This window comes from Enterobacter asburiae (genome assembly GCF_008080435.1).
Taxonomy (GTDB): Bacteria; Pseudomonadota; Gammaproteobacteria; order Enterobacterales; family Enterobacteriaceae; genus Enterobacter; species Enterobacter asburiae_C.
The window spans coordinates 631,717-657,528 of the sequence record NZ_VRKN01000001.1; the positions used below are offsets into that span (position 1 = coordinate 631,717).

General features: G+C 52.2%; 20 protein-coding genes and 1 tRNA gene. 3 read left to right on the top strand and 18 right to left on the bottom strand.

Annotated elements, in window-relative coordinates; genetic code table 11:
- Positions 1-26: 26 nt before the first annotated feature.
- From FU672_RS03035 to FU672_RS03045, 3 genes are all read left to right on the top strand, one after another.
- Positions 27-2,216, top strand: coding sequence for a TonB-dependent siderophore receptor (locus FU672_RS03035; protein WP_148242087.1), 2,190 nt, complete (start codon positions 27-29; stop codon positions 2,214-2,216).
- Between the two features lie 164 nt (positions 2,217-2,380).
- Positions 2,381-2,456, top strand: a tRNA-Asn gene (locus FU672_RS03040).
- A 161-nt stretch (positions 2,457-2,617) separates the two neighbouring features.
- Positions 2,618-3,877: a tyrosine-type recombinase/integrase gene (locus FU672_RS03045; RefSeq protein ID WP_148242088.1), complete on the top strand. Its 1,260-nt coding sequence runs from the start codon at positions 2,618-2,620 to the stop codon at positions 3,875-3,877.
- 460 nt (positions 3,878-4,337) lie between these two features.
- Here the strand turns inward: FU672_RS03045 and FU672_RS03050 are convergent, their stop codons facing one another.
- From FU672_RS03050 to FU672_RS03135, 18 genes are all read right to left on the bottom strand, one after another.
- Complete coding sequence (locus FU672_RS03050; protein ID WP_148242089.1) at positions 4,338-4,826, bottom strand: hypothetical protein; 489 nt, start codon at positions 4,824-4,826, stop codon at positions 4,338-4,340.
- A gap of 28 nt (positions 4,827-4,854) precedes the next feature.
- Positions 4,855-6,207 carry a VasL domain-containing protein gene (locus FU672_RS03055; RefSeq protein ID WP_148242090.1) on the bottom strand — a complete coding sequence of 451 codons (1,353 nt, stop codon included), beginning with the start codon at positions 6,205-6,207 and terminating at the stop codon, positions 4,855-4,857.
- Positions 6,208-6,230: 23 nt separating this feature from the next.
- A complete protein-coding gene (gene tssE, locus FU672_RS03060) occupies positions 6,231-6,680 on the bottom strand; it encodes a type VI secretion system baseplate subunit TssE (RefSeq protein ID WP_148242091.1) in 450 nt (149 codons plus the stop codon).
- Between the two features lie 52 nt (positions 6,681-6,732).
- A complete protein-coding gene (locus FU672_RS03065) occupies positions 6,733-7,098 on the bottom strand; it encodes a hypothetical protein (RefSeq protein WP_148242092.1) in 366 nt (121 codons plus the stop codon).
- On the bottom strand, positions 7,079-7,873 hold the full coding sequence (locus FU672_RS03070; RefSeq protein WP_148242093.1) for a hypothetical protein: 795 nt from the start codon (positions 7,871-7,873) through the stop codon (positions 7,079-7,081). Before FU672_RS03070 ends, FU672_RS03065 begins: the two co-directional genes overlap by 20 nt.
- Before the next feature lie 11 nt (positions 7,874-7,884).
- Positions 7,885-10,296, bottom strand: a complete 2,412-nt coding sequence (locus FU672_RS03075) for a type VI secretion system Vgr family protein (RefSeq protein WP_148242094.1) — start codon at positions 10,294-10,296, stop codon at positions 7,885-7,887.
- 4 nt (positions 10,297-10,300) lie between these two features.
- Positions 10,301-10,825, bottom strand: a complete 525-nt coding sequence (tssJ, locus tag FU672_RS03080) for a type VI secretion system lipoprotein TssJ (protein WP_148242095.1) — start codon at positions 10,823-10,825, stop codon at positions 10,301-10,303.
- 35 nt (positions 10,826-10,860) lie between these two features.
- Positions 10,861-11,943: a type VI secretion system baseplate subunit TssG gene (gene tssG / locus FU672_RS03085; RefSeq protein ID WP_148242096.1), complete on the bottom strand. Its 1,083-nt coding sequence runs from the start codon at positions 11,941-11,943 to the stop codon at positions 10,861-10,863.
- Positions 11,907-13,676, bottom strand: a complete 1,770-nt coding sequence (gene tssF, locus FU672_RS03090) for a type VI secretion system baseplate subunit TssF (RefSeq protein ID WP_148242097.1) — start codon at positions 13,674-13,676, stop codon at positions 11,907-11,909. The genes tssG and tssF overlap by 37 nt, the downstream gene beginning before the upstream one ends.
- A gap of 33 nt (positions 13,677-13,709) precedes the next feature.
- Positions 13,710-15,317 carry a type VI secretion system protein TssA gene (tssA, locus tag FU672_RS03095; RefSeq protein ID WP_148242098.1) on the bottom strand — a complete coding sequence of 536 codons (1,608 nt, stop codon included), beginning with the start codon at positions 15,315-15,317 and terminating at the stop codon, positions 13,710-13,712.
- A gap of 149 nt (positions 15,318-15,466) precedes the next feature.
- The gene (locus tag FU672_RS03100; protein ID WP_148242099.1) at positions 15,467-16,213 is read right to left on the bottom strand and encodes an AcrVA2 family anti-CRISPR protein; all 747 of its coding nucleotides are present in this window, start codon (positions 16,211-16,213) and stop codon (positions 15,467-15,469) included.
- Positions 16,214-16,334: 121 nt separating this feature from the next.
- Positions 16,335-19,709: an ImcF-related family protein gene (locus FU672_RS03105; protein ID WP_148242100.1), complete on the bottom strand. Its 3,375-nt coding sequence runs from the start codon at positions 19,707-19,709 to the stop codon at positions 16,335-16,337.
- Complete coding sequence (locus FU672_RS03110) at positions 19,702-20,910, bottom strand: KPHS_23130 family T6SS system protein (RefSeq protein WP_148242101.1); 1,209 nt, start codon at positions 20,908-20,910, stop codon at positions 19,702-19,704. The genes FU672_RS03105 and FU672_RS03110 overlap by 8 nt, the downstream gene beginning before the upstream one ends.
- Positions 20,911-20,912: 2 nt before the next feature.
- The gene (locus tag FU672_RS03115) at positions 20,913-21,176 is read right to left on the bottom strand and encodes a PAAR domain-containing protein (protein ID WP_111465610.1); all 264 of its coding nucleotides are present in this window, start codon (positions 21,174-21,176) and stop codon (positions 20,913-20,915) included.
- A gap of 67 nt (positions 21,177-21,243) precedes the next feature.
- A complete protein-coding gene (locus FU672_RS03120) occupies positions 21,244-21,828 on the bottom strand; it encodes a hypothetical protein (RefSeq protein WP_148242102.1) in 585 nt (194 codons plus the stop codon).
- A 190-nt stretch (positions 21,829-22,018) separates the two neighbouring features.
- The gene (locus tag FU672_RS03125; RefSeq protein WP_148242103.1) at positions 22,019-22,624 is read right to left on the bottom strand and encodes a hypothetical protein; all 606 of its coding nucleotides are present in this window, start codon (positions 22,622-22,624) and stop codon (positions 22,019-22,021) included.
- Positions 22,621-25,290 (bottom strand): glycoside hydrolase family 73 protein, encoded by a 2,670-nt coding sequence (locus FU672_RS03130; RefSeq protein ID WP_148242104.1) that lies wholly within the window; start codon positions 25,288-25,290, stop codon positions 22,621-22,623. The genes FU672_RS03125 and FU672_RS03130 overlap by 4 nt, the downstream gene beginning before the upstream one ends.
- A 12-nt stretch (positions 25,291-25,302) precedes the next feature.
- Positions 25,303-25,785, bottom strand: coding sequence for a DUF3828 domain-containing protein (locus tag FU672_RS03135; RefSeq protein ID WP_148242105.1), 483 nt, complete (start codon positions 25,783-25,785; stop codon positions 25,303-25,305).
- Between the last annotated feature and the right edge of the window lie 27 nt (positions 25,786-25,812).

Sequence of the window (25,812 nt, forward strand, 5' to 3'; positions counted from 1 at the left end):
CACACACAATCAGGATCAACATAACAATGAAACGTTCTCATCTTTGGGTTTTAAATCCTTGCTTGCTTGCAATGCTTTCTACCTCTGCGTGGGCGGAAGAACAAAAGGAAGAAAATATCGTGGTCTCCGCCAGCCGCGCGCACCGCAGCGTGGCGGAGATGGCGCAGACCACCTGGGTCATTGAGCGGGCTGAAATTGAGCAGCAGGTTCAGGGCGGGAAAGAGATTAAAGAAGTGCTGGCGCAGCTGATCCCGGGTATGGACGTCAGCAGCCAGGGGCGTACCAACTACGGCATGAACCTGCGCGGCCGCTCCATGATGGTGATGGTGGACGGCGTTCGCCTGAACTCGTCCCGCAGCGACAGCCGCCAGCTGGACTCTATCGATCCGTTCAACATTGACCGTATCGAAGTGATCTCCGGCGCCACGTCACTCTACGGCGGCGGCAGCACCGGCGGCCTGGTGAACATCGTCACCAAAAAAGGCCAGCCGGAAACCGAAGTTGAGTTCCAGACCGGGACAAAGAGCGGATTTAACAGCCACAACGATCACGACGAGAACGTGTCGGCAGCCGTAAGCGGCGGCAACGACAACGCCTCCGGTCGTCTGTCGGTGTCGTATCAGCGCTACGGCGGCTGGTATGACGGCAACGGCGACGAGGTGATTATTGATAACACCCAGACCGGCTTACAGTACTCTGACCGTATTGATGTGATGGGAACAGGTACCATTAACATTGACGATCATCAGCAGCTGCAGCTGACTACGCAGTACTACAAGAGCGAGTCCGACGGCAAGCATGGGCTGTATCTCGGGAAGAATTTCTCGGCGGTAACGGGGGATGCGACCGCGTACAACAAAGGTAATCTCGATTCTGACCGCGTACCAGGTACCGAGCGCCATCTGATCAACCTGCAGTACTCCAATACCGACTTCTGGGGCCAGGATCTGGTCGCGCAGATTTACTATCGCGACGAGAGCCTGACCTATTATCCGTTCCCGACCCTGACCAAAGGCGTGGTGAGCAGCATCGGCGCGTCCCAGCAGAAAACCGATTTTTACGGCGGCAAGCTGACGCTGAACAGCAAGCCGGTGGACGATTTAACGCTGACCTGGGGCGTGGATGCCGACCACGAAACCTTCGATGCCAACCAGCAGTTCTTTAACCTGAGCAAGGCCGCGGCGAGCGGCGGCATGGAGCTGGATAATGCCTACAACGTGGGCCGTTACCCGGGCTACAGCATCACCAACCTCGCCCCGTTCCTGCAGGCCAGCTACGACATTGACGCCATTACCCTGAGCGGCGGCGTGCGTTATCAGTACACCGAAAACAAGGTGGATGACTTTGTCGGTTATACCCAGCAGCAGGCCATCGCCACCGGGAAAGCCACCTCCGCCGACGCGGTGCCGGGCGGGAAAACCGATTACAACAACTTCCTGTTTAACGCCGGGATCCTCGGTCGCCTGACCGAACAGCAGCAGGTGTGGTTTAACTTCTCCCAGGGCTTTGAAATTCCGGACCTGGCAAAGTACTACGGCTCGGGCACCTATCAGCTCAGCAACGGTCACTATCACCTGCTGAACAGCGTCAACGTGAACGACTCGACGCTGGACGGTATCAAGGTCAACGCTTATGAGCTGGGCTGGCGCTACACCGGCGATAACCTGCGCACGCAGGTCGCGGCGTATTACTCGCTCTCGGATAAGACCATCACCATCAACAAGACGGATATGACCATCAACCTGGAAGACGACAAGCGTCGTATCTACGGGGTGGAAGGCCAGGTGGATTATTTCTTCACCGACAGCGACTGGAGCACCGGTGCGAACTTTAACGCCATTAAGTCTGAAACCCGCGAAAACGGGAAATGGGAGAAGTTGACGGTCGACAGCGCCAGCCCGTCGAAAGCCAGCGCATGGGTAAACTGGGCGCCAGGCGACTGGACCCTGCGCGTACAGAGCACGCAGACCTTTGACGTGTCAGACGCCGACGGCAAGAAGATCGATGGCTATAACACGGTCGATTTCCTGGGCAGCTACGCCCTGCCGGTGGGTAAGGTCAGCTTCAGCGTGGAAAACCTGCTGGACAAAGACTACACCACCGCCTGGGGCCAGCGCGCACCGGGGCTGTACAGCCCAACCTACGGTGCACCGGGCCTGTATACCTATAAAGGCCGCGGACGTACGTTTGGTCTGAACTACTCCGTACTGTTCTGATCCTGCGCGCCGCCTGCGGGCGGCGCATTTTGCTGTGTAATTTCAACGCGAATTTGCCATAAAATCAGCGATTTGCTGAAATTGTCGGCAAACGAACGAAAAGTTTAATTTCCCCCTTTGACAAGGTGAACGCAGGTCGATAATATTCGCCCCGTTCACACGATTCCTCTGTAGTTCAGTCGGTAGAACGGCGGACTGTTAATCCGTATGTCACTGGTTCGAGTCCAGTCAGAGGAGCCAAACTCTTGTTTCTATGCGTCTCAGTATGTCTCAATAGTGTTTTGATTCAGAGAGTTAGCGTAGAAAATTGTCTCAGCGGATATTGATTTATCTCTCCGCATCGGGACAAATTGGTGGTCTGATTTGGGGTCATTTCAGTTCGATAATGGAGTGACCACCATATGTCTCTTACCGACACCAAAATCCGCAATACAAAACCGTCTACATCTCCCTTTAAGTTGACTGATGCTCATGGGTTGTACTTACTTATCAATCCCGGAGGTTCACGTCTCTGGTATCTCAAATACCGCTTTAACAGTAAAGAATCTCGCATTGCGTTAGGCCCATACCCTCAGGTTTCCCTTTCCGATGCCAGACAGCAGCGCGAAGGCATCCGTAAACTACTGGCCCTGAAAATCAATCCCGCTCAGCAACGAACTGATGAGCGGATTGCCCGTTCCCCGGATAAATGTTTTAAAGTCGTGGCGCTGGAGTGGCATAAAAGCAGAGCCGATAAGAAATGGTCGGCGGATTATGCCGCACGTCTGCTTGCCAGTATGAACAACCATATTTTTCCGGCAATTGGTCATCTACCCGTCACTCTGCTGAAAACGCAGAATTTCACAGCACTGCTGAAAGACATCGAAGAAAAAGGCTTTCTGGAAGTCGCATCCCGAACATGGCAGCACCTTTGCAACATCATGCATTATGCCGTACAGCGGGGACTGGTCGAAAATAATCCTGCTATGTATCTGGATGGCGTCACGGCCCCACCCGCTAAACATCACTACCCCGCCTTACCACTGGAACAGTTACCGGAACTGTTCCAGAAAATCAGTGACTACCAGCAGGGACGGGAATTAACCCGACTGGCGGTGATGCTGACTCTGCATCTGTTTATTCGTTCCAGCGAACTGCGTTTTGCCCGCTGGACCGAGATTGATTTCAGAAACAAAATCTGGACCATCCCAGCCACCCGTAAATTGATAGAAAAAGTTCGTTATTCCGGACGAGGGGCTAAAATGCGTACCCCGCATATTGTACCACTTTCCCGGCAGGCGATTGCCCTGCTGAAACAGATAAAGGATATTTCCGGCCATCTGGATTTAGTCTTCCCCGGCGACCATAATCCGTACAAACCGATGAGTGAAAACACGATTAACCGGGCACTCCGTCTGATGGGGTACGACACAAAAACAGAGGTATGCGGACATGGATTTCGGACAATGGCCTGTAGCGCATTAATGGAGTCGGAACTGTGGTCGCAGGATACAGTGGAACGTCAAATGAGCCACCAGGAACGCAACAGCGTACGGGCGGCGTATATTCACAAGGCTGAACATCTGGATGCCCGTAAAGCAATGATGCAATGGTGGTCGGATTACCTGGACGCAAACAGTGAAGGTTATATTGCGCCCTATATTTATGCACGACAGGAATAAAGGTTATCAGAATAACATCATGTAACGGTAATTTTTCATAACTTAAGAAGCCATCTGCATTCTGTAATCAGATGGCTTCTTACAAACCGAAGCAGTATTCAGTACATAAATAGAAAAATGGATTATCAGGTTCAGAAGCCGGGCAATTGGCCGCGTCTGAAAGATGCTCCAACCTCCTCTTCCCCTGTAGATTACTGCAAAATGCAGTCAGTCACTTTCTGATATCATACTCAAAGATAATTTCGGGTTGATTGCAATATTGACAGGCTGTTCCCGGTACGTTTTAACTGCTATGGTCCACTAATAGCTTCACTTTACGGCAATATAGCCCGAAAAAAGACTCAGTTATTTTCTTGCATGAAATTTAATTCTTCTGGCACAAAGCCGCCGATCAATTCTGATTATCACTGAATAGCAAAAGAACCAGACTCTGTGCCAGTCAGCGCGTACGAAGCCACATTCAGGCCAGATTCTCAATGGCCCGGAAAAATACATCTTCGGTCAACAGAACGTTGCCCTGAGCCCCTTGATGTTCATCGCGAATAAACCAGCCACTATCCGACGCCATGCACAAATAAAATGTCTGCCTGCCAGAAGCAGTGCCAGGCACATCAACGTTCATGGTTACACAACCTCTGTCCCCCGCCCGGCAGAGTTGCTCCGGAATAATACTGACACTGCGGTTCCCGTTCTGTAATCTGATAGTAGTAATTTCATAGCGACATACGCCACAGTTAAGGCTAAGCCCTACGGTGCTCAGGTCATAGAGATATTTTTTCGCTATGATGACCTCAATCCCGCTTCCCTCAAACCACGCATTTATCTGCTGCACCAGTGAGTCCATCCGTTGGCAGAATGCCCGGATTTCCCCCTCAGTGGATTTTTTACCGGGCGGTGTACTGGCGTGATGTTGCTGCACTTTCTTAAAAAATCGTTCTCTGGCTGACACATTCACTCCCTGTTGACCTGCTGACGGATTATTCCGGCATTTTCTGTTTCAGAAGGACATAGCGGGCAATCAGCTGTTGCAGATGTTGTTCCGTCTGGTTCTGCTGCGCCGCTGGCCACGGCTGCCCTTCGGGTATTCCGGATAACTGACGCAACTGCTCCTCCACCGGAACGGCGCGGTTAAACGACTGCGTGATGGCAAACACCTGCGATTTCAGTTCACTGACCGTCATGTATTTACCGCGCTGCTCATCCAGTGCGTTCAGCCGGTCAGCAAGCTGATGTAACTGCGTCATCCCCTGGTGCCAGTCACTGAGATTTTCCGGCGGCAGCGCGACGGCAGTTATCTGTTGCTGCCACTGCTGTGCCAGCGGTTTTGCCTGCTCCGGCCACAACGTCAGCGCCTGCTGCACAAGCTGGTCCCCATAGCTGACCGCCCAGTCCGGCTTTAACTGCGAAAACCGCGCTAACTGCTGCTGCGTCTGGCGAAGCCCCGTTTCCGGTAATGGCGATTTCTGGCGCAGCGATGCCAGTTGTTCAGCAGAAAGCGTTACGGGTACCGGGGTGAGCGTTGCCGCAAACTGCGCCTGTACCGGATCTGGCTGGTGCATCGCCTGCCAGATCCCTGCCGCAGCCCCCGCAACAACCAGCATGGTCAGCATCCCGGCGACAAAAGGTTTCCAGGACTTTGCGGGAACCGGGGATTCCGTCATCGACGCCACATTTACCAGCGGTTCCGGCCGCGGGACATACACCCATTTCACACGCTCTGCTGGTTCTCTGACGCTTTCAGGGAGAATCGCCCCGCCCGGCACGGTAACGCCCGTTTGCTGCGGGTTATCACTCCTGGTCGCGCCATCGCTGTTTTCCAGTCGCACCGTCGCGTTATGCATCAGGGTGAGCAGGACATCAAGCTGGCTGGCGTGTTTTAATTCCAGTCGTTGCAACACATCGCCCAGCGCTTTCAGGTGTTCTTCCGCCCGGTATAACTGGCTGAGGTCAGCATACGTCAGCGTCAGGGCGCGCATCACCTGCAGGAGTCGCCTGCTCAGGGCACTGAGAATCTCCATTCGCGCATGGACTGGCTGCGGCCACAGGTTGCCCCACTGACGGGCGACCAGCGCTTCCAGTATCGCCAGCCCTTCGTTCAGACCGTACAGCCCGGCCAACTGCGTGCGGGCAAGCGTGTACCAGGCGGCAGTCTGCAGTTCCACGCCGTTGTGTTCAAACAGCGACAGGCAGAGCTTTTCCGCGGACTGCCAGTTGACATCCGGCCGCGCCGGATGGCTCAGTTTATTCATTTCATCGCGCAACGCGGCGTAATCTGCCAACGTGCGCGGGTCGCCGCCGGTTTTAAGACAGCGCTCAGGATGTGTCGTCATGATGGTTTCAGCCAGAGTCAGAACTATATTGCGGAACGGGCATCAAGATACTGCCGTTGTTTCAGATGTCTGATCAGCACTTTACCTTCAGGCATAAACTCGGTGCCATACCGTACAAGTCCGATACCTCTCAGTTCCGCATCGATGGCGTAGCGCAACTCCCCTGGCACTTGCTGTTCGAGTAAGGTGACAGTGAGTGACTGCAAACGGGGTTCATATTTGAGCAGGACACCGGACAGCGTATCGATCAGCTCGTGGGCTGTCCCGGACATACCCTGCAGAATTTTGGTCATATCGGGCAAACCATAATCGGGTAGATGGGATATGGTCCCGGCCCGGGCGTTCAAAATACGCTGGATGTTATCCAGTACGGATAAAATGACTTGGTCTTCTTCGTTTACAACTTCAAGGGGGAGATCCCCTGTAAAGTTGCCAGTAAGAATTTCATATAAGGAGGGCGATTTTTGATTCATAATATATCGAATTATTTTAAATGATAGAGGTTTAGGTCATAAGGGATAAGAATTATTCTATATTTCTTTTAAGTTTTTTTGCAAAAATAATTATTGCGTAACCGGATAATGAGGAACCTAACATCAACATTACTCGAAGTGGATTTGTTCCAAACCATGTATAAAACATAAATACAAAAGCCACACTAAGGATGGGTATTGAATATTTTAATTTAACGAAGGCTGAGAGAAATATTATTGGGATTATAATATACCGCATGTATAACATTACAAATCCAAGACCGACACCTCTACTTCGAGGAGTGAAATGATCCATATACCATTTGTAGCAGAAATAATGAACAGTAACAACAAGAATGCATCCAAGGACTGCAATTAAAATATTTATTGCAACGGTTTTATTTTTTCCAAATTCCATATTTCTCCAACTCACTGTTTTTTATTGGGGCACCAAGCATTTCTGCTTTTACTGAGTTACTTATTTCTTCAACTTCAACTGCTGGATAAGATTTTCCCGTTGATGTTACTTTATATGTAAAATTCTTGCTAGCAAATAAAGCCCCTCTTAATACGAAATAATTATCATACTCATTGGAATAGTCCACATCCCCTGTTATTGTACCTGCACCCCATTCAATTCCGATTTGTACTGTTTTAGTTATGCTCTGAGTGCTACGGTAGGTGTCAACGGCAAATGGGATCTGGCCCACGGCGTCCGTCCAATAGGGGATGTCGGAGATTAATACCAAAAGATATCCTGCTCCACCCTCAGGGTTCTGCTTCCAATCTCCTTCCATATTTTTATAAAAACTATATGATGGTCTGTCAACCAAGGAAAACTTAGCTATATCATCCCATGTAAATATTTTATATGCTTTTTTAGCATAGTCTGCGTCATTAACAAAAAGTAATTCCCTATAGTTATCTGCTAACGGCTCAAACCATTGATATTGAAAATTGTCATAAAGGGTTTGAGCCGTTAATATTGAAAACTCATCCTTTTCGGCACCTCGTAAAACAAATAGAACCTCACCATTTTTTCTGGTGATAATTAAAACGTTTGGTACTTTAATGTCATGAGGTGTGCTGTCATTTTCTGAAGTAGTGTTTCCTTTTATGCCCAACTCAGTCCTTCCATCCTTTGTAACAATCAGATAGGGGGTTCCATCTACTTCAATATTAATTTTTTTCATGGTCTTCCTACTCAGCTTACAAATATCCAATACTCAGATTCATTGTCTTTTTTGTCGATATATCCATCTGTGCCAGAGCCTGAAAGTATTTCTTCTCCATCCGTTGTTTCAACCCGATAGTTAACATCAGAAGAAAATCTAAGCTTTCTGTCAAAATATAGGGGGATCATCGCCATCTGCTTCAATGAATCAATTGGTAGGTCGTTTGCACCCGCAGCCATAGTCCGCTTCACTTTGCGCAAATACGACGCCGTAGTACCATACTCGACCTTCCCGGCCTCAAGTCGCAGATAACTTCCGCCGCCGATCAGCGTGATACGTTTTTTCCCGGCAAAGGAGATGTCGCTCGCTGAGCTCAGCGTCAGCTTCTTCTCAGCGAACAACCGCATACTGGCGTTTTGCGCCTGGACATCGATTGGACCTTCCCCGGATTTCAGGCTCAGCTGACCGGTGCGGGCAAAGAGCCCCAGTTTTTGCCCGGCCAGCGTGGTCAGATTGCCCATCGCGCCTGTGCTGATATCGCCCCCGGCGTTAATGACAACGTTTTTTGTGGCTGTCATTTGCAGATGCTCACCGCTGGTCAGCGCCATGCCTTCCGGGGCCGAGAAAAGCACCGCTTCATTGAGCGGTTTCAGCCGCTGCTCAAACATCTGTATCTGGCTGTCGACATCCCCCTTCAGCGCCTGAGCCTGTTCTGCCGCGATTTCCAGCTGCTGCAGTTGCTGATTCAGCCTGTCGATTTCCTTCAGCGCGGCATCCCTGTCCAGTGCGTCACCCTGTGCTTTCGCCTGCGCATCCGCACCAACAAACAGTCCCTTCCCGGCTCTCAGGGTTCCCCATTCATCGGTGCGCAGCTCTGTGCCCTGGCCGCGAAGCTGCCCCTTGCTGTCCACCATGTGCCCGCTGTTGAGCTGCGTCCTGCCGTATTCCGTGGCAAGCTTGATGTGCTCCTCACCGCACTTATCCTCCATCCGCAGCTTGTTGTTCGCCGGGGTGCGCAGCACGTTGCGCGTGTGGTTGTCGCGGGTCACGTGGTCCGGGTGTTCCGAGTCGTGCAGCGCATACGCGATGTACGGCAGGTCAATATCACCGTTGCTGTACGCAATCGCCACTTCGGTGCCGTCGGTGAGCGGCATATGCCAGCCCAGCGTTTCACCGGCATACGGTTTCGCCATCCGCAGCCACAGATAGCCGTAACCCGGCTCCGTCCCCTCCCGGTCGAAGTCCAGCCTGACCCGGTAGCGTCCGTGCTCATCCAGATGGGCGTAAATGTCGTTCTTCTCCCGGCTCTCTATCCGTGCCGGAAGCGTACCCGGGATGACCGGGCGCGGGATGTCTGCCGGACGGAAACAGTAACGTTCGGTGTAGGGCATTCCCCAGACCGACACGTGCAGGCGGGAATCACGGGCCCCCCGGTAGGTCACCAGGGTGAGGATGACCCCTTCTTTCAGGGCTGCAATAACATCCCCCTGCGGCTCCAGCACCTGTCCGGGTGTGAGGTGTGCAGCATTGCTGAACAGGTGAATGCGGGCCGACCTGTTGAGCTCCCGCTCGTGATGAAGCCGGGCATAAAACGCGCCGGATTCGGTTTCCGGCTCAGGGCTGGTGCCATCACCCGCGTCACGGTAAGGCGCGGCGTAGCGGTAATGCTCTCCGGTAGTGACCGCATCATTACGCACGCTGACCGCCGCATCCATCGGCGTGCAGGCTGTCCGGTAGTTGTAATCACGTGTGGTAACGGTGCCGGTGGCAATCCTGTGCCAGGTCCGCACATCCCAGACCGATTCTGCCGCGCCGTCAAACAGACCCGATGGCTCGCTGTACGGCAGGCGCACGTCAAACTGATAGTTCAGCTGACTGTCGGCAAAAATGTACGTATCCAGACCGCGCACATCGTCCATCTCCGTGCGCCAGTAAATCCCCACCTCAGACAGAATGCGCCGGATAAACTCAAGGTCCGTTTCCCGCCACTGGGTGATAATTTCACGCGGCGGGTAGGTGCGCTCCAGGCGGAAGTCAAAATCGGGTCCCTCCAGCCCGTGTCTGCGCAGCACCTGCTCCACCACCTCAGGAACGGACTGGTTCTGATATACCGCGCACTGCCGGGTGTGTGCCAGCAGCGCCAGGCGCGAACTGAGCGTAAGCCGGTAACGGAACTGGTCCTTTGAGGTTGAAAGCCATTCCAGGCGGGTCACCATGCCGTGAACACTTTTACCGCTCCGCATCCGCAACGACGCATATTTCATCAACACCTGTTCCGGGGGAATGTTCGCCTGCGGGGTGGTGAACTCGATGTCCCATCTGAACGGCTCGCTCAGTGCTTCCCTGCCGCGAAAACGCAGGACATCCGGCTTCACTGTACTGTCATTAATATCCAGAAAGTAACGGGTCTGTCCGTCAAAAAGCGCTAACCAGTTATCCATCACGTCACTCCTTTACCGGCACAAGGCTGAGCCAGCCATCACCCAGTTCAATCGTGCGGGGTTTGTCCGGGTCGAGGTCGTCACGGGTCAGCACCAGCCGCCAGCGGTTGTCCTTCTGATCCGGTCGGTTAAACAGCCCCACCACAGCCACGAACTGAGTGTCTTCATCCATAGGCACATTGAGCGTCACGCTGCCGTTGGGCATCACCAGCAGCTCTTTTGATGCCAGCACGTCGTCCTTAAGTACTGTATCTGCCTTGCGCAGCAGCGTCTGGTAATCGGCGGCATCAACCGCTTTACGATCCCTGAGCTGATAAACCCGCACCATTGTCGCCAGCGGCGTCTGTGCGCCATCGGCGTTAATGGCCGTGCGAGGGGTAAAATCCAGATGCAGCGTTTTAATTTTCTTGTAGAAGATGGATTTCGTGATGCTGACCGTACTGTCCGTGACGGTCTGCGTCAGACCGCAGCCTGCGAGCAGACCACAGGCAATAAGCGTCAGCGCCCACCAGCGGATTACTGTTGCCATTCAAAAGTTCCTTTATTGAGAGAGGGAATACGTGATTAGTCGAAACGGTAATGGCCGTCTTTGGCGGGCGGTAGCGCAGAACATTGCAGCCCTTGATAGCAGCCCAGACTGACGGTGAGACTCTCCCGGCTATTGCTGAGCTTGCCAGCTTTCAGACCCAGTAAACCGGCACGGCCCAACTGGATACGCCTGCCTTTGCCAAGGCGGGGTTCAGGCAACAATCGCACGGGGACGGTGAGGCGCAGTCTGGCGTCACTGCGGTAGCCGAGATAGACGCGCAACAGAACCAGCAAATCGGTATGGAGGACACCACCAGGTAACCAGCCTTCTGCCTCGCCTGGATCTTCCGTTTCCAGGGTCACCAGTACCCGACTGCATGCTTCTTTTGCGGTTTTACCCAGCGTGGCTCGCTGAGAAAGACGGATCCGGTTCCCGGCACCCAGCCCGCTACGGTTATCGATATGCACCTTAACCGGATCGGGTTCGGTGATAATTGCCCGGGTATTCGGTGCCAGCAGGCTCACCAGGGCCCGGATGCCTTCGGCATTGCGGGTGGGCAAACGCATGGTGCCCAGCAGGGCCAGAAAACGGGAAACCGGTGTTGCCACCCGCCCAGCCGTGCCCGGTATACCGAGTCCGACCAGACCCAGCAAACACTGTGATGTGGCATCGCGGCCACCTGCCTCGAATGTCGCCGGATAGGCATATTTTCGCCAGATCCGGTAATACTGCGTGGTGCTCCGATGGCTGAAAATGTCCAGGAATGAGGTGACCGCCTCGTGCCCTTCGCGGCGCTGCGCAATGTCGTCCAGATAGGCCGTTGGCAGAGGGGAATCCACTCCATACATCCCCAAAAATGTCGTACGGACTGTTGGGGGCAATGTCGGGTTGTCTTCGTCGGTCTCCACCGCTTTGAGGGTACTGATGGGGAATCCCATACCAGGCCAGGGCCTGAATCGTACCGGATCGTTGGCCGGATGGCTGGTGGTGCCCAGTTTCGGCGCGTCCGGATATTCCTGCTCCAGCAGCTGGCAGAAACGATAAAAATTAGCCCGCCAGATATCTTTGCTCAGGACTAATGTCAGCCCGGTACGTGCTGGCTGTGATTCTCGCGCCATCTCAGTCGTTTTCCTGTCGGTTGCAGCACCAGCGTGAGCTGGTTAAAGAGGTGAATATCCGCATAGAGCGCGAAGAACCGGTGCAACATCTCGCCGAAGAGATTCACATCGCCCTCACCTGCAAAATTATCCATGTTCAGCGTGACCTCTATGTCCACGCCCCGAAGCATAAAGCCCTTCTCAAAGCGTCGGATCAGGGTGTGCTTCACGGCGACGATAGCTTCGAGCCGACGGCGGTTCATTTCATCGTCGGTCCAGTCGTAGAGCGCCAGCGTGCCCCGCAGGACCTCAGGATTGTCCATCATGCTGAGGAAGTTTGAGCCGAGGTGGCTCATCACTCGCCAGTGAAAACGGTCGTTGGCGGGCGGGTACAGCGGCATTGTCGGCGCTGTGACGTTTAATACTCTGACGGGCACTTTGCCGGTTTTGACCACCCTGTCCAGCAGGGTACTTTCCAGTGCCTTACGCGGAAGCTGCCCGTTGGTACCGGTGATCCGCATCGAGAGCGACTCTGGTTTCTCAGACAGCTGCTCCAGTTCGAACGAGCGGCCGCCGAGGATCAACCAGGTGTCATATAGCCCGGACGGACCCCGCTTCACACGAGTATGGAAATAACGCTCTGGTGCATCGTGGCGCATCATCCCGCCCCGGTGCCGGAAGCTGGTGAAGGGCACCCAGGGGTGTTTGCCATTCTTCACCGCACCATGGATATTATCGACGCTGTAAATCTCGGTGTGACCATCCTGGAGACGCAACGGCCTGAGCAGGTATTCGTTATCCAGCGGATTAAGCGTCAGCGGATCGGCTTCCAGGGCAAAGAGATTAATGACGGGCGCACAGTGCAGCCGGAAGTTTTCCGTTTCAAAAGGCAGATCGGATGACCAGGCTTCACTGAGCACGATGTCGATTTCAAACCAGGAGCTGGCTTCAGTGAGTCCGATGGTGTCGAGACCGCGCAGCTCAACAAACATGAATTTCGGACGGAAGCTGAAATATTCCAGCAGCAGCTGGTAACCACTGAAGGCGGTATCTGCTTTCTTCCACAGGTCGTCATTGTCATCAAAGCCCATGGGTTTGCACCAGCCATCAAACTGATGACGTTCGGTGTATGTCCCTGAATGGCGCGCATACATGGCATGTACACGGCGGGTCATTGCCAGATGCAGCGCAGAGCTAACCGGACTCTCTGCGTTAAGGAATATGGCGACCTTGTCGATCCCGGCTTTACTCCAGTCCACTTTTTCAGGGCATTCGAAGCGCAGACGGATAGCAGAGCGGCCATCGGTTTCCGTATGCAGGCGGGCGTCAGCAAGGTGCAGCGGTTGTAGCGGCACATCGCGGGTTGTCCGGTACTGACAGGCTGTTTTATGCGGCCCGACAGGGCGTGAAAGCACGGAGAAGCCTTCCGCCAGCATTTCGGTCTGACGCAGACTACGCCAGTCAGGGGAGAACTCAACGATGGCCAGCGACGGGATAGTCCGCATATAGTGCGGCCACAGCAGGCTCACCAGCCCTTCGGTGAGCTCCGGCAGATCATCATCCAGCTTTTCACGCAAACGGCCCATCAGGAAGGCAAAACCTTCAAACAGGCGTTCCACGTAGGGATCGCGAGCACCGGGTTTATCCAGATTAAGCATCGCAGCCCGATCCGGATGGGCACGGGCAAACTCTTTACCGGCTTCTCGCAGGTAGCGCATCTCTGCTTCGTAATAGCGCAGGGTTAAATCATCCATGCACGGCATTCCTGAAAATTATTAAAGAAAACATTAACCACAGAGCACCATGGCACGGGCCGGGTCGATGGCGATCAGACCCGCCAGTAGCGTATCCATCTCAGGCATCAGACGGGCTTTATCGGATTCGCTGCGACCGGCTTTAATACGTAGCAGCTTCAGGCGGCGGGCCTGAACTTCAAACAGCAGACCGGGTTCCCACTCTCCCAGCGTCAGCTGTGGTGCACGCGTAGTCAGTTCGCCAAGCAGATGAAGCGCCATATCGTTCCGGCCATACTGCTCTGCCACCCGGGCCATCAGCAGGCGTATCAGCCAGCGATGGCGTGGTGTGTCCATCCCCGATCGGGACTGGAGCCAGGCAAGCGCCGCTTCGGGCCCTTCCGTGTCCCCCTTCTCCATGGCTTCAGACTCAAGGAGCAGCACATCATCAGCCTGACCATTAACGACGGTAGTGGGTTCATCGCCATACATCAGACCTTCTTCATTCACTTTTTCAGCAATCCAGGCGGTGGTAACTTCGTCGGCAAAGGGGGTGCCGTCATTCCATGCCAGCCCTTCAAGCCCCGGGAGGCGTTTAAGCAGCAGCCGCAGATCGAACAGGACGGAGTCAGCCCAGGTATCCCAGGGCTGGCCAGCATGGCTGAGCCCCTGCCAGAAGTACCACTGAAGATCGAGCCAGAAATGGTTGACCCCTTCGCAATACATCTGGCTGGCCTGCTCAACCAGCTCGGTCCAGTTTTTCTGAAGATATAGCCGCTTAAGTTGCGCGCGATACTCGGGTTTCGGCGGTACCAGGCGGGTGCGACCGCTACTGTCGAGTGGGGGGATCTGATCGACCGTATCCCACCGCACGGTCTTTATCAGCCGGTGAGAAGCAAGCCAACCCTGCGGCTGCTCGCTCAGCCAGCGGGAAAGTAACCTGGTCTGGTCGAGTAAATCGCGGCCCGATTTCACCGCTGACAGTTGTGGGGAATCCGAATGGGCTGATTCACGTCCGTGCTCCCGGGCGCTGCTGTTCTGGGGGACCAGCGCTTCCATACCACCCGAACGTGCCAGGCGGTTTTCAAGCGCGGTACAAATCCCTGCAAAAGACGGTTTCTCGGCTTCCGGCCAGTCTGCCACTGTGGATTCAAGCAGGCTTATGGCTCCCGCCGTCAGACCGGCATCATTGCTGTCCACCTCGGGCCATAACAGCAGTGCATCAATCACTTTTGCACTGTTCAGCCACTCCAGCGCAGCTTTCCGGGCAGTGGGGCGCCGGGGATGGCAGGCCTGCCCGTAGCGGGTCAGCATCGCAGCAAGAAGCAGTAAGCCTTCGGACAACCCTTTTTCACCGTCGCGGCTGAGGCGGGCCTGAACGTACCAGGTGACAACACGAATATCTTTGGCGCTTTCGCAAAGACACGTCCGGGCCAGCTCGCACAACAGCGTTGAATCGGTACCCGAAAGCTTATTAATCTCTTCACGCATAAGCTGAAAATTATCATCGTAAGCAGGATCGTCCCCTGTTTCAGACCCCAAGGTGAACGGGTGCAGCCAGTTATCCCAGAGTGACAGGGCATCATTTGCCCGGGAAATGAGGCGCTGCCTTTCTTCCTGGCTGTTGGCGCAGGCGGTTAACAGATCTTCCGGTGAACTCATTCTTTTTCCAGTTTGTTAGTCTCTTTCATAAATCTCACGACCGCTTCCAGAGAATCGTCGTCCTTGCCATTGACGATTTGTGGTGGCTTCCATTTCAGCAGCATACTTTTCTCCTCCCCCTGAGTGGGTTTGCCCTTCCAGTAGCTTTGCTAGTGGGCTTTTCTGACATGGGGGCGCAGGCGCCGATGGGGTGTGGAGGGGCTGTCCCCTGATGTACTGGCTTCCGGCGCTCGTGGTACCTGCCTGAGCGCGGAACCGGCCCGGGCACCTGCAAAAATCTGCACAGGCTTGTCCGGCGGGATGAGGCGTTGATGCTTTCCGACGCGTCTGGGCGCTGGTCTCACAGGTTTCCCCTGTCTTCCCCACTCGCTGTTCTCCGAGCAAAGCCAGAACAGCACCGGCAGCACGGCGTGCCAGAATCCACGGATCCCCTCCTCCTGCTGGCTGATGGCCGTGGAGACAGGATCGGTTAAGGCGAGATACGCCATCCCCATCGGAATGTGTTCCCGGGAAAGTGGATCCTGAGCGAGCGTCAGGGCGAGCAGCGCATCCGTCTGGTTATCATGATCGGCAAGGGTGAAAAATGCGCCCATCAGTGCGCCATGGCCTTCAGAAAAAACCATGTCAGCCGGAAAATCGAGCCAGAATCCCCAGAATGGCAGGTGGCGAAGCATTTCGCCTGACAGAGCATCGGTCTGACGGGTTTCACCCAGCATCCGGAAGAGGGATTCATCGCAATGAAGCAGTGTTTTACCGGTGCGCCAGGCCGCGAGCGTCATATAAACGATATGCGGCGGCAAACGCTTCATAATTTGAGGACAAAGGAACCCTTCTTCTGGCGCAGGGTTACGCTTCAGCCAGTCCGCAAGCCAGCGTTTACACTGGCGAAACGTCATATACCGCCATGGGGCAAGTGAATCGGTCTCCCGCCACTTATCAACCTGCTGAATACACCTGGAGACCAGCCCTCTACCTGTTTAGCAAAGGCCAGCGCGGGATGAATGCCCCTGTTCATCTTTACTCAACGCCTTCGGTGCCAGCAGCAACGTTAAAAATGGACGCAGGCAGCGTAAATCCCTGTAGCTTCAGCAAGGCGAGCGGACCGTCGCCCAGCTCGCTGCGCATGACGAACTTTAGCGGATTCCCGTCCGGTGTGATCCACACCAGCTGCATACGGCTGGCATCAAGAGGCGTGATCAGGGCTTTGTCCAGCAGGCGAATGAGACCCCAGTTACCCTGGTTACTGGCGTAGAAGAGTTGCATACCACTGTTTACACTACGCCAGCTGAGCGACACGCCTGGATAGTAAGTATTCCCCGGCCAGGTAAAGCTCTGCCAGCTTTCCATCTGATTGAAGTAATCCAGATTCTGCTCATCAAGGGTAAGATGTACTCTGGCAACATCCCGTGAAGGACGCGCCATCAGTTCGAAGTGAACACCCGCATCGCCCTGAGAGAACACGATATCTGACAGTTCCGCCAGCTGATTAATCGCCCGGAGGAAATCCGGACTGACAACCATCCCCTGACTTGCAGAAGGATCAACGACCCAGTGATTCCCCTCCTGGTGAAGGATCCCGCCAAGGTTTGTTTTCAGGAAGGTGGCGATTCGGCCTGAGTCACTACGCAGGAACTGAGCCAGCAACGGCAGGGAGGCATCGCTGCCGGTGGCTTTAAACGGATACCGTCCCGCAAAGGCTTTATTCCACTGATCGACAATGGTCGACTGCCAGCGGGCATTGAGACTTCCCGCCGCCGGGGCAAGAACCTGCCGCCAGGCCAGATCCAGGGGTTGCACAAATAACGACTGACCAAATCCGTTCCACTCCTGCCCCAGACTCGCCGCAACTAGACTGCCGTAGTCGCGGGTGTCGGTCAGATCGATGGCTTTGCCCTGGAATACGGTCTGAGCCAGCATCTGAGACATGGCCTGCGGATCCGGGGCGCTGGTAACCTGCTGAAGCTTCAGCCGCACCTGGGTTACACGGGCCAGCCAGGACTGGAAACTGAGATTACCGTTGGCACCGGTGCCCTCTTTACCTTCCATAAGCCCCATAAGTGGCCCAAATACGCCATCAAGCGGACCTTTAGGGCCCTGTGCCTGTTCAATAAACTGTCTGGCATTTTTTTTCTGACCGATCAGCTTTTTCGCTGAGTCCACGATTGAATCAGCCAGTGCCTCACCTTTCTGCCCCGTTTTTCCCTGCCAGGCCAGCGTGTTCATCAGTGCAACCAGCGGTGACTGACGGACATCGCCGATCAGATTGAGCTGGGCAATCGCTTCGGAAAGTGACGTGGCTTCCTGCCACTGTATGCTGTTGACCATGTTCAGCCAGGCATTACCAAAATCGGTAAAATAGCGTTCAGTCAGGCGGGCCTTCAGCGCCTCCGGGGAGATATCGCTCCCTGTCTGGTGCGTCTTATCCGTCAGGACCCAGTCGATTTCATCACGTCGTGTCTTGACGACCTCGTTAATTGCATCCTGTACCTGCTCTTCCCAGGCCTGGCGCGTAAACATTCCAGGAACGATTTCGTCAGTGCTGAATACTGTTGAGGCATCGGTGTCGCCGGTCATATCAGCAAGCGTTAAATCAGGCCAGTTGCTGGCAACGCGCTTAAGCATGTCCTGGTAAAGCCCGGACTCAGCGTTACGCTGGCCAATCTGCTTGAGCAGGATCTGACGGACCGTGCTGATTAATTCAGCGTCAGGCTTAATTTTCCATTCGGGATGTGCCGGGAGGTTTTGCGCATAAAAGCCCAGCAGTTTCGGTGCCAGGTCCTGCCATGTGCCATCCGGCACATTCTGACGCTTCGGCCAGGCGACCAGTACGTTTTTTGCCAGCCAGCCCGCGTCCGCTTTATCCGGACGGGCCAGCATCAGATAACTTTTGAGCACGTCGTAGGTATGCTGTGTGCCCTGTGTTCGGGCATCACTGGCAGGAGGAAGTTGCACAAACGCATTCAGCTGCTGCCTGAGACTATCTGCTGTGGCATCCCTCATCAGCCGAGCGTTATTTTTCGCATACAGCGGCCAGAGTGCGGCCAGCGTGTCGCTGTCCTGATTAAGACCAAATCGGGTGTACCATGGAGCGCCGGTCGCCTCACGATGTTGCAGACGGGCAATGGCTTGCTGGAGTACGAGCTGGTTGTGCAGGCGTTCAGCCAGTGGTTTTGCAGTGTCCGCTGCCTGCCTCGCCGTTTCCTGCGCCTGATAAATCTGGGTACGGTTAACGATGAGTGACAGCAGGGTACCGGCTCCCCACAGGACAATCAGGGAAAACAGAATTAACCGCAGCATCTTCAGCCAGTCAAAGCCCAGTTTCCTGCCGTTGGCGGCATCACAGTCATCAATGACGGCTTTCCATGTCGGTGTGTCGGGGCGCGTGTTCGGCACCGTTCCGGCAATGGCCAGTTCAGGGCTGAACATGACACCGCGTAAACGCCAGGCCGCAGATCCCTGCATCAACCCGCTGAGCAACACAGTCAGACTGGCTTTCAGTTCGTGTTGCAGACGGGAAGATAACTGAAGCAGGCCGTCATGAGCCGGATTATTCAGTATCTGTGCCATACCGGCTTTTTGCAGGCGCTGAGACAGCGTAGTCAATGCCTTACCCGCCTCTTTTACAGTGCCTTCCGGTCCGAATATCACCCCTGTCGCAGCCGTTTCTGTGTCCTGCTGAGCACCGTTGGCTCTATCAGTCAGCCACAGCCAGACAGGAGCCTGCCAGCCCAGCTGATGATCGGCTTTTTGGCGGCAACGCAAGAAAGCATCCCGTTCGCTATCCGTCGGGAGGGCTGAAGTACTCATCACCTGAATAATGCCATCAACCGGCTGGCCAGATCGCAGGCGCTTCAGTTTTGAAAGGAAGATCTCATCCGGAAGTGACTGCGCATCACCGCCATAAATCAGTACGTTATCGTCACCTTCCTGCCACAGGTCATGACACAGACCCGGGGCCGCTTTCTGGACGTCGTCCGGGTTGCCCGTCACCAGCAGGAGTCGCACCTTACGCTGCCAGCGGCGTCCATAGCGAAAGCGCAGGTGTTCGGACACGGCGTCTTCGCTGAAGACCGGTTCATCGTCATCTTCTTCACTGGGAATTGGGCTCGTCAACGGAGCGGCAATCTGAGACTTTTTCTGCCCCCAGTGGAAGTACAACCCCGATTTACCGGCGAAGTCGAAAGCCTTCTCTGTCAGCCAGCCGAGTAAAAACAGCGCGGCAACCAGCATGGCGCAGAATGTGAGTATGCGCTGGCCGTCATACGGTCCGAATCCGGTGGCCGAAGCCACATTTACCGGAAAGGCATAAAACAGAAATGCCACGATGACCGTCAGAAAAAACGCGACAGTCACAACGGAGCCGATGAGTGTTTTTACTTTTACCTTAGACATTCTTAGGCGATTCCTTGCGAACTTCTTCTTTGGTGATGACGGCGACCCAGATGTCGTCCTTGTCAGCGGCGGGTTGTGCGGCGATAACCTGCGCGCCTCGTTGTTCAACGTCAGTATTGGCAAGCGCGATGGCCAGCCATGGAGCAGCATGGCCGGTATAGCCAAGCACGGGATCAATACTGGAATTGTCTTCTGAAAGGCTAAATTCAACACCGCTCTCTTCGCAGGCATTATTCCAGCCGCTGCCCGACGTCAATGTGGAACCGGAGATCCAGCTTCCTTTGAGTTCATTGGGCAGGGTCTTCGCCCAGAGCAGCGCCCGGTTGAGCGTCTTTGTGAGCGTTGTTTCTGTTCCCCTTTCGGGGCGATGAAGGCGAAGCGCATCCGGCCAGGCATGGGCTTTGCGGTTGCTTAATACCACCATTGAGACAGCATCAGCATCTTCTTCCCGGGGAGACGCCGGTAACGACAGCGTGATGGCAACCAGAATGCCTGGGTTGTCCCATCGCTTGTCCAGCCAGGCATCAAACGCCCCCAGCCCTTTTCCGGGCATCAGGCGAAAAATCCTGCCCGTCTTGAGTGAGAGATCGGCTTTAAGCTTCTCTTCAATCAGGGAATACAGATCGTTATCACAATCCAGCACCAGCCAGCATGGCAGCTCGGGCGGAAGCGGCTTAACTATTCCCTCTACACGCGTGGTCAGTTTATTAACCGCCGCTTTCAGGGCCTTCGTTAAATCTGTCTGATATTCTGGTAATGCCGCGTATCTGACCGGTTTGTCACATCCTCTTGGGCGAGAGAAGTCGATAGCGGGGGCCGCGACTTTCATTGCCTTCAGCAGGTCATCGGCTTTGTTTCCGGCCGGACTCTGAATATAAGTACCGAGGATCCAGGCGCAGCGCTGGCCGCGCAGAATTTCATTGTCGATGAGTGCTTCCCGCTCGGCATTGCGTGATTCCGCACCGACCTGTTCTGCTTTATAGGCAAATCGGCGTAAGCCGAAAATAAGCCCCCAGGTGCAAAATGGAAGACCCAGAGCGGTGAACCAGAAGACAAATCCTGTTCTTTCTGACGTCCAGCACCATAGCGTGAGCGCTATGCCCCCCAGCATGATAAATGCCAGGAACAGCAGCCAGCGGCGGGTGCCGGGACGCGCTATTTTTGGGGCTTGTTCAGGGATGGCATCCAGCCAGACGGGCATAATCAGGCAACCTTTGCAGCGGCAAATGAACTGATCAACGTGCAACCACAGGCGCATTTGTGACCGTGAAATGCGACCGGAATACCATGATCAAGGTAATCAGGATTACCTTCGATGATGGTTGTAGGGCCATGTCCCGGGACCGGGCAGGACACTTTGTCGCCTTTGCGGGCAACACCGATACCGCCGAATTTCATCGTTTCAGAAGCGGTCAGCACCGAGCCGCCGTGAGTGGTTTTATCGCCTTTTCGAATAATTTGAAGCATATTTTTACCTCATATCTATGTGTTCCCTGGAAAGGTGCCTATGCCTTACATTTGCAATATGCGTTTCTTACCAGGTGCTTTTAAAGTCAATTTGTCTCAATGAGGCCAACTCAACCCAGCCTGTAACTGTAGTTCCTGACTTTGTTTGATAAGAAACTTGGGCGTATTTGTCCTGCGTTTCTAATCGCTTAGCATAATCTCCATTGACAATGAAAGTGTTTGTTTTTTTCATGCCAGAATCAGTTCTCTCAAAAAAGTACACACGTTTCTTACTTTGAACCTGATAAATTACCTCACCTGATAGACAATATTTTTGAGCTTTTTCGTATTCATTGTTATAGGTTAGTTTAATTGGCTTTTCTGGATCGATGGTTGTGTTAAGTAACTCTGTTTTACTTTTTTCAAATAAAACCCATCCAATCGTGCCTGTACCATCGGTATCAACCACTAATTTTGCTCTTATAATTGAATTATCATCTTCATCAATTATTAAGTTTACTTTGTTGGGTTTTATATTCCATTCATTAAATGGATAGTTGCTGCTCCTCACTAACTCAGTAAAATATGAGTAGCACTGTTCCGGGCTTGCAGCAAATGACATAGACAACGGCAACAACGAAAGTAATGGGACTATTAATTTTTTATGAGGCATTATTTTCTACCCTCCTTGATCTCATCGATAAAAGTATGCCTCATTTTCGAAACGGCAGCTCTGTGATTTTCTTGTGCAGTGAAGTTTTGTAAGCTCCAGGTTGCCCGTTTGCCTAAATGATCTATCGTAAATTCCATCATATCTAAGACTCATGCAGGCGTATTATCTTCTCTCTATGAAAATCAGCATTTTATTCAATTGGGTGAAACTTATCTATTTCATCCCCTTGGTTTGTGTAAATTTCTTGAGTCCCTTTTTTTACCAAGATGCTGAAAGGAGTGAGTGGCACGCCTTTACATTCTTCAAGTGCTTTTTTGGTTATAGCGAATTTGTAGTATTTATTGTCAGTGTCATCTCCACTGATGTTGATACATTCTTCAGATGCTGTAGTCAGTGCGTTCTTTTTAATGACATCTGGAATAATATTAAAAGCCGTTTGTTCGTCACTTGAAGGGCCACTTGTATATCCAGTATTTTTTAAATCTGATAATTTAAGCCACCCATCAACTGAATCGCCATTTTTCTTGAAGTATGAAGCAAACAAATAACCATTAAGTGTGGTGTATCCTGAAACAATATCACCGCTAACTATAAATACATTATTAATCTTGCATTGCTCACTCGGTGCGTTATTAAAGTAAAGTCTTTTTTTTGATACAACTTTATATATATTCATAGAATGATCTACATATGCTTGTTCCTTCTCGGCTGTTTTGGACAACTTCGAACAAAAATCGCTAGCAAAAGAATAGCAGCAGAAACCATATAATAAGATGGATAGCATGACTTTAATCATTTCAAACCTCTGCTTTTCATGTAACTACCTTTCATTATAGAAATTAACTTTGAAGCATAATTAGGGTCTGTGGCATATCCTTTATTCTGAAGTCCATGAGCCCATTTTTCAGGATCATCGCTTTCAAATAGTGAGGCGTATCTCTTGTTCTCAGTTAAGAATCTTGTTCTGTCGGCTATGCTTTCATCAAAAGAGTCATATGCCGCAAATTTATCCTTAATTTTAATGTCACTCCCATTGATATGTTCAGTGGTCCATATCTCAACAAATTTCTGACCACTTTTAGCTTTTATTCCAAAGAGATTGAAACTATATGTCTTATTGTTTAAATCAACTGGAACCTTACGCCCATACCCCGATTCATCAATGGCCTGAGCAGTTGTTATTGCCGCTGGAATTCCTGATTTTTCTTGTTCTTTTAGAGCGGCTTCGTAAACCGCATCAGTAAACTGTTGTTTGGTCAGCTTGCTCCAGTCTATATCATGTCGTAGTTTTAGAGCGCCAAGGAACATTATTGGATGCATATGCCATAATGAGGGGCCTAGCTTCTCCTTGGTGACATCCTGCATCCATGCCATCTTGTCCAGAAAATCTTCACTGTATTTATTCCATTCAGGAGCATCTTTCTTCAGTGCATTCAGGAATGGTTGCCAGATAGCATCGCCTTTTTTGAAGTACCAGTCGCTGGGATGTTTTACGATTGTTTTCTGAACGACATCACGATAGTCAGGATTATGAAGTGCTCTCCAGTATTCCATCGGCGAATAATTGTCGCTTCCACTATCAATTTTATCAAGAAGGCGCTGATAATTATGCTTCACCAGTGCATGGCTGGTTCGGGTATCACCGGTCGCTGCCTCGTAAAGTGAGTTGATAAGGCTGCGGAAGAATCCAACAGGCTGTTTTTTTCCATCCAGGTAATCAAAGCTGGTAGGCTCTGCGGCTTCAGTTCTGAAACCCAACTTCGCCAAATCATACTGTGACAACAGTTGAGGCTCCGCCTGGCCTTTGGGCACGTAGGCATTTTCAGGCCGCAGCGGCCAGTATTCCTGTTTTGTTGATTTATCCGTTTCAACTGTGACTTTGTTCAACGGAAGAATGTTTGTCCGAGTTGTTGACGTCGCCCCCTTTGAGAAGGTGCCTTTCGCGACGTCTTTTGTGTACAGAGCAAGGCCAGGAGAATACTTCAGCCAGAGTGGGTTTTTCTCCCCCACTTTCTCTGGATTGGTCAGGAATTTTTCCAGGTTATCGTCCATGCTGGTACATTCAATATGCACCTGATATTTCGCCTCATATCCCCCATCCTTTGGTGCCTGATAGTAGCCCATGTGCCCAATCGAGTCACCGGCCTTAATAGGGAGAGGTGAACTGAGACTGACTGTTTTATCAAAAACCATGACTTCTTTTGCCGGTGGAACCAAATGCTCCCACCACCCAGGGCCACTTCCTGGCGCCGGTTTAATGTTGTTATTGTCGACCAGCATCCAGACTCTTTGGCCCGATTTCAGTTTTCCGCTATCCGCATTCAGCGTCGCCAGTCCATAAGTACGTCCCCCCTGGGTGGCGGTGAGGGTAGTATCTGAGGCATCCCAAGTAACAGCAGTCCCTTTGTTGACATTGCCTGCACTCGCTGGCCTCTGGTCGCTGCGGCTCAAATCCATAATCAACCAGTCGGCCTCTGAATAACCAGAGAGAGTATCCTGAGTTATCCAGTGGATTTTTTTTTCACTTTCATAGGCCGAATACGGCGCAAGATGCATATACAGGGTGTAGAAATGCAGCCCGCTGGATTCTTTCTCACCTGGTTGAATATAGTGTTTTACCAGGACAAATGACCCCGAAAAACTCAGCGGACCGGACTCCCAGCCAAGCGTCAGATAATCCTTGCAGACACGATAAGCAACGATTTCCCCATCAGCCATGCAACGTATAGCCTGCTCGCCTTTAAAGGCAACCGGGAAATCGAATGCCTCCAGAGGGGCTTTGCCACTGAGAGCACACCACGGAGTCGTTGCATGTGTGATATGTATACCGCCATGCCACATCCCGCTACGGCCAATCGCGTACTGTCCGGTTGACTCCCCACCCAGGTGTGAAAGGATATCCTCCTGACTACCAAATTCACTTCCACGGTTGTTAGAGGGGATCGGCCAAACGATATTTATTTTCCCCTTTGTAGAGGCTGTACTTTTAGTTTCAGTCGTTGCTCCGGCATAGCGATAAAGTTTATATGCAACACTATTTTCCCTGTACTCTGGGCCAGGATAAAATCCTCGGTCCTGCACAAAGTCAGACACCCATTTGGTTCCATCGAACATGGTCATATGACCGTCGATATGCTTTCCCACGGCCTGGATGATAGCAACATCACCGGCTTGTTGGCCTGAGATAGAATATACGCCACCACTAATTACCGTTGTTACACCTTCAACTGGTTTAAAATTATTTTCAACCAACCATGGTCCGTAATCTTTTGCTGAGTGAATTCCGGAGTTTTTTGCAGAAAGTCCACCAGAAATTAATGCCACTTTTACATAATGCGCACATCTGGACATTCCGTACTTAAGATTTTTATCTTTGCCGCTATCGAAATTCTTTTTATTTACGGCAGCAATAGCCGCAGCATTTGATTTTAAGGTGCTCAGGGCAGTGGTTTGATTGAACATTGTGTCTCTCCGTTAGTTCTCGTTGCAATGACCTGTTTTTCTGGATATGAATTTCACCGAATTTATTAGCCATTTATCATTTTTGAGAACAAGGCCGATATCATATTTTGATTCACTATCAGCATGTCCAAGCGTTAACTCAACTGCAACATTATTATTGCTCACGGAAAATGTTTTAATCTCGATTTCATTAACCCAGTCAGGACATATTTCCTGAGCGTTGATAAAATAATCAGCCCCGGTATCATTGTCACTGTTAAGTTGCTGAAGATGTTGTGTCGTATAGCTATCAATTGCGTTCTGGCTTTTCTCTGCACCACTCCCCACATCAGGATCATTCCAGGCAGAGAGATAATCAGAGTAAAACGCTTTAACAACGAACTCTGGACTTTTCGTATCGAGCGTTGGGTTGTTATTGTCTCCAAAACTGAGGCTTGAGAATATTGCGAAAACAAAAGCCAATAATAACAATATTTTTTTGAGGTTTGATTTCATAGTATATATCCCCTGTTTACTATTTTT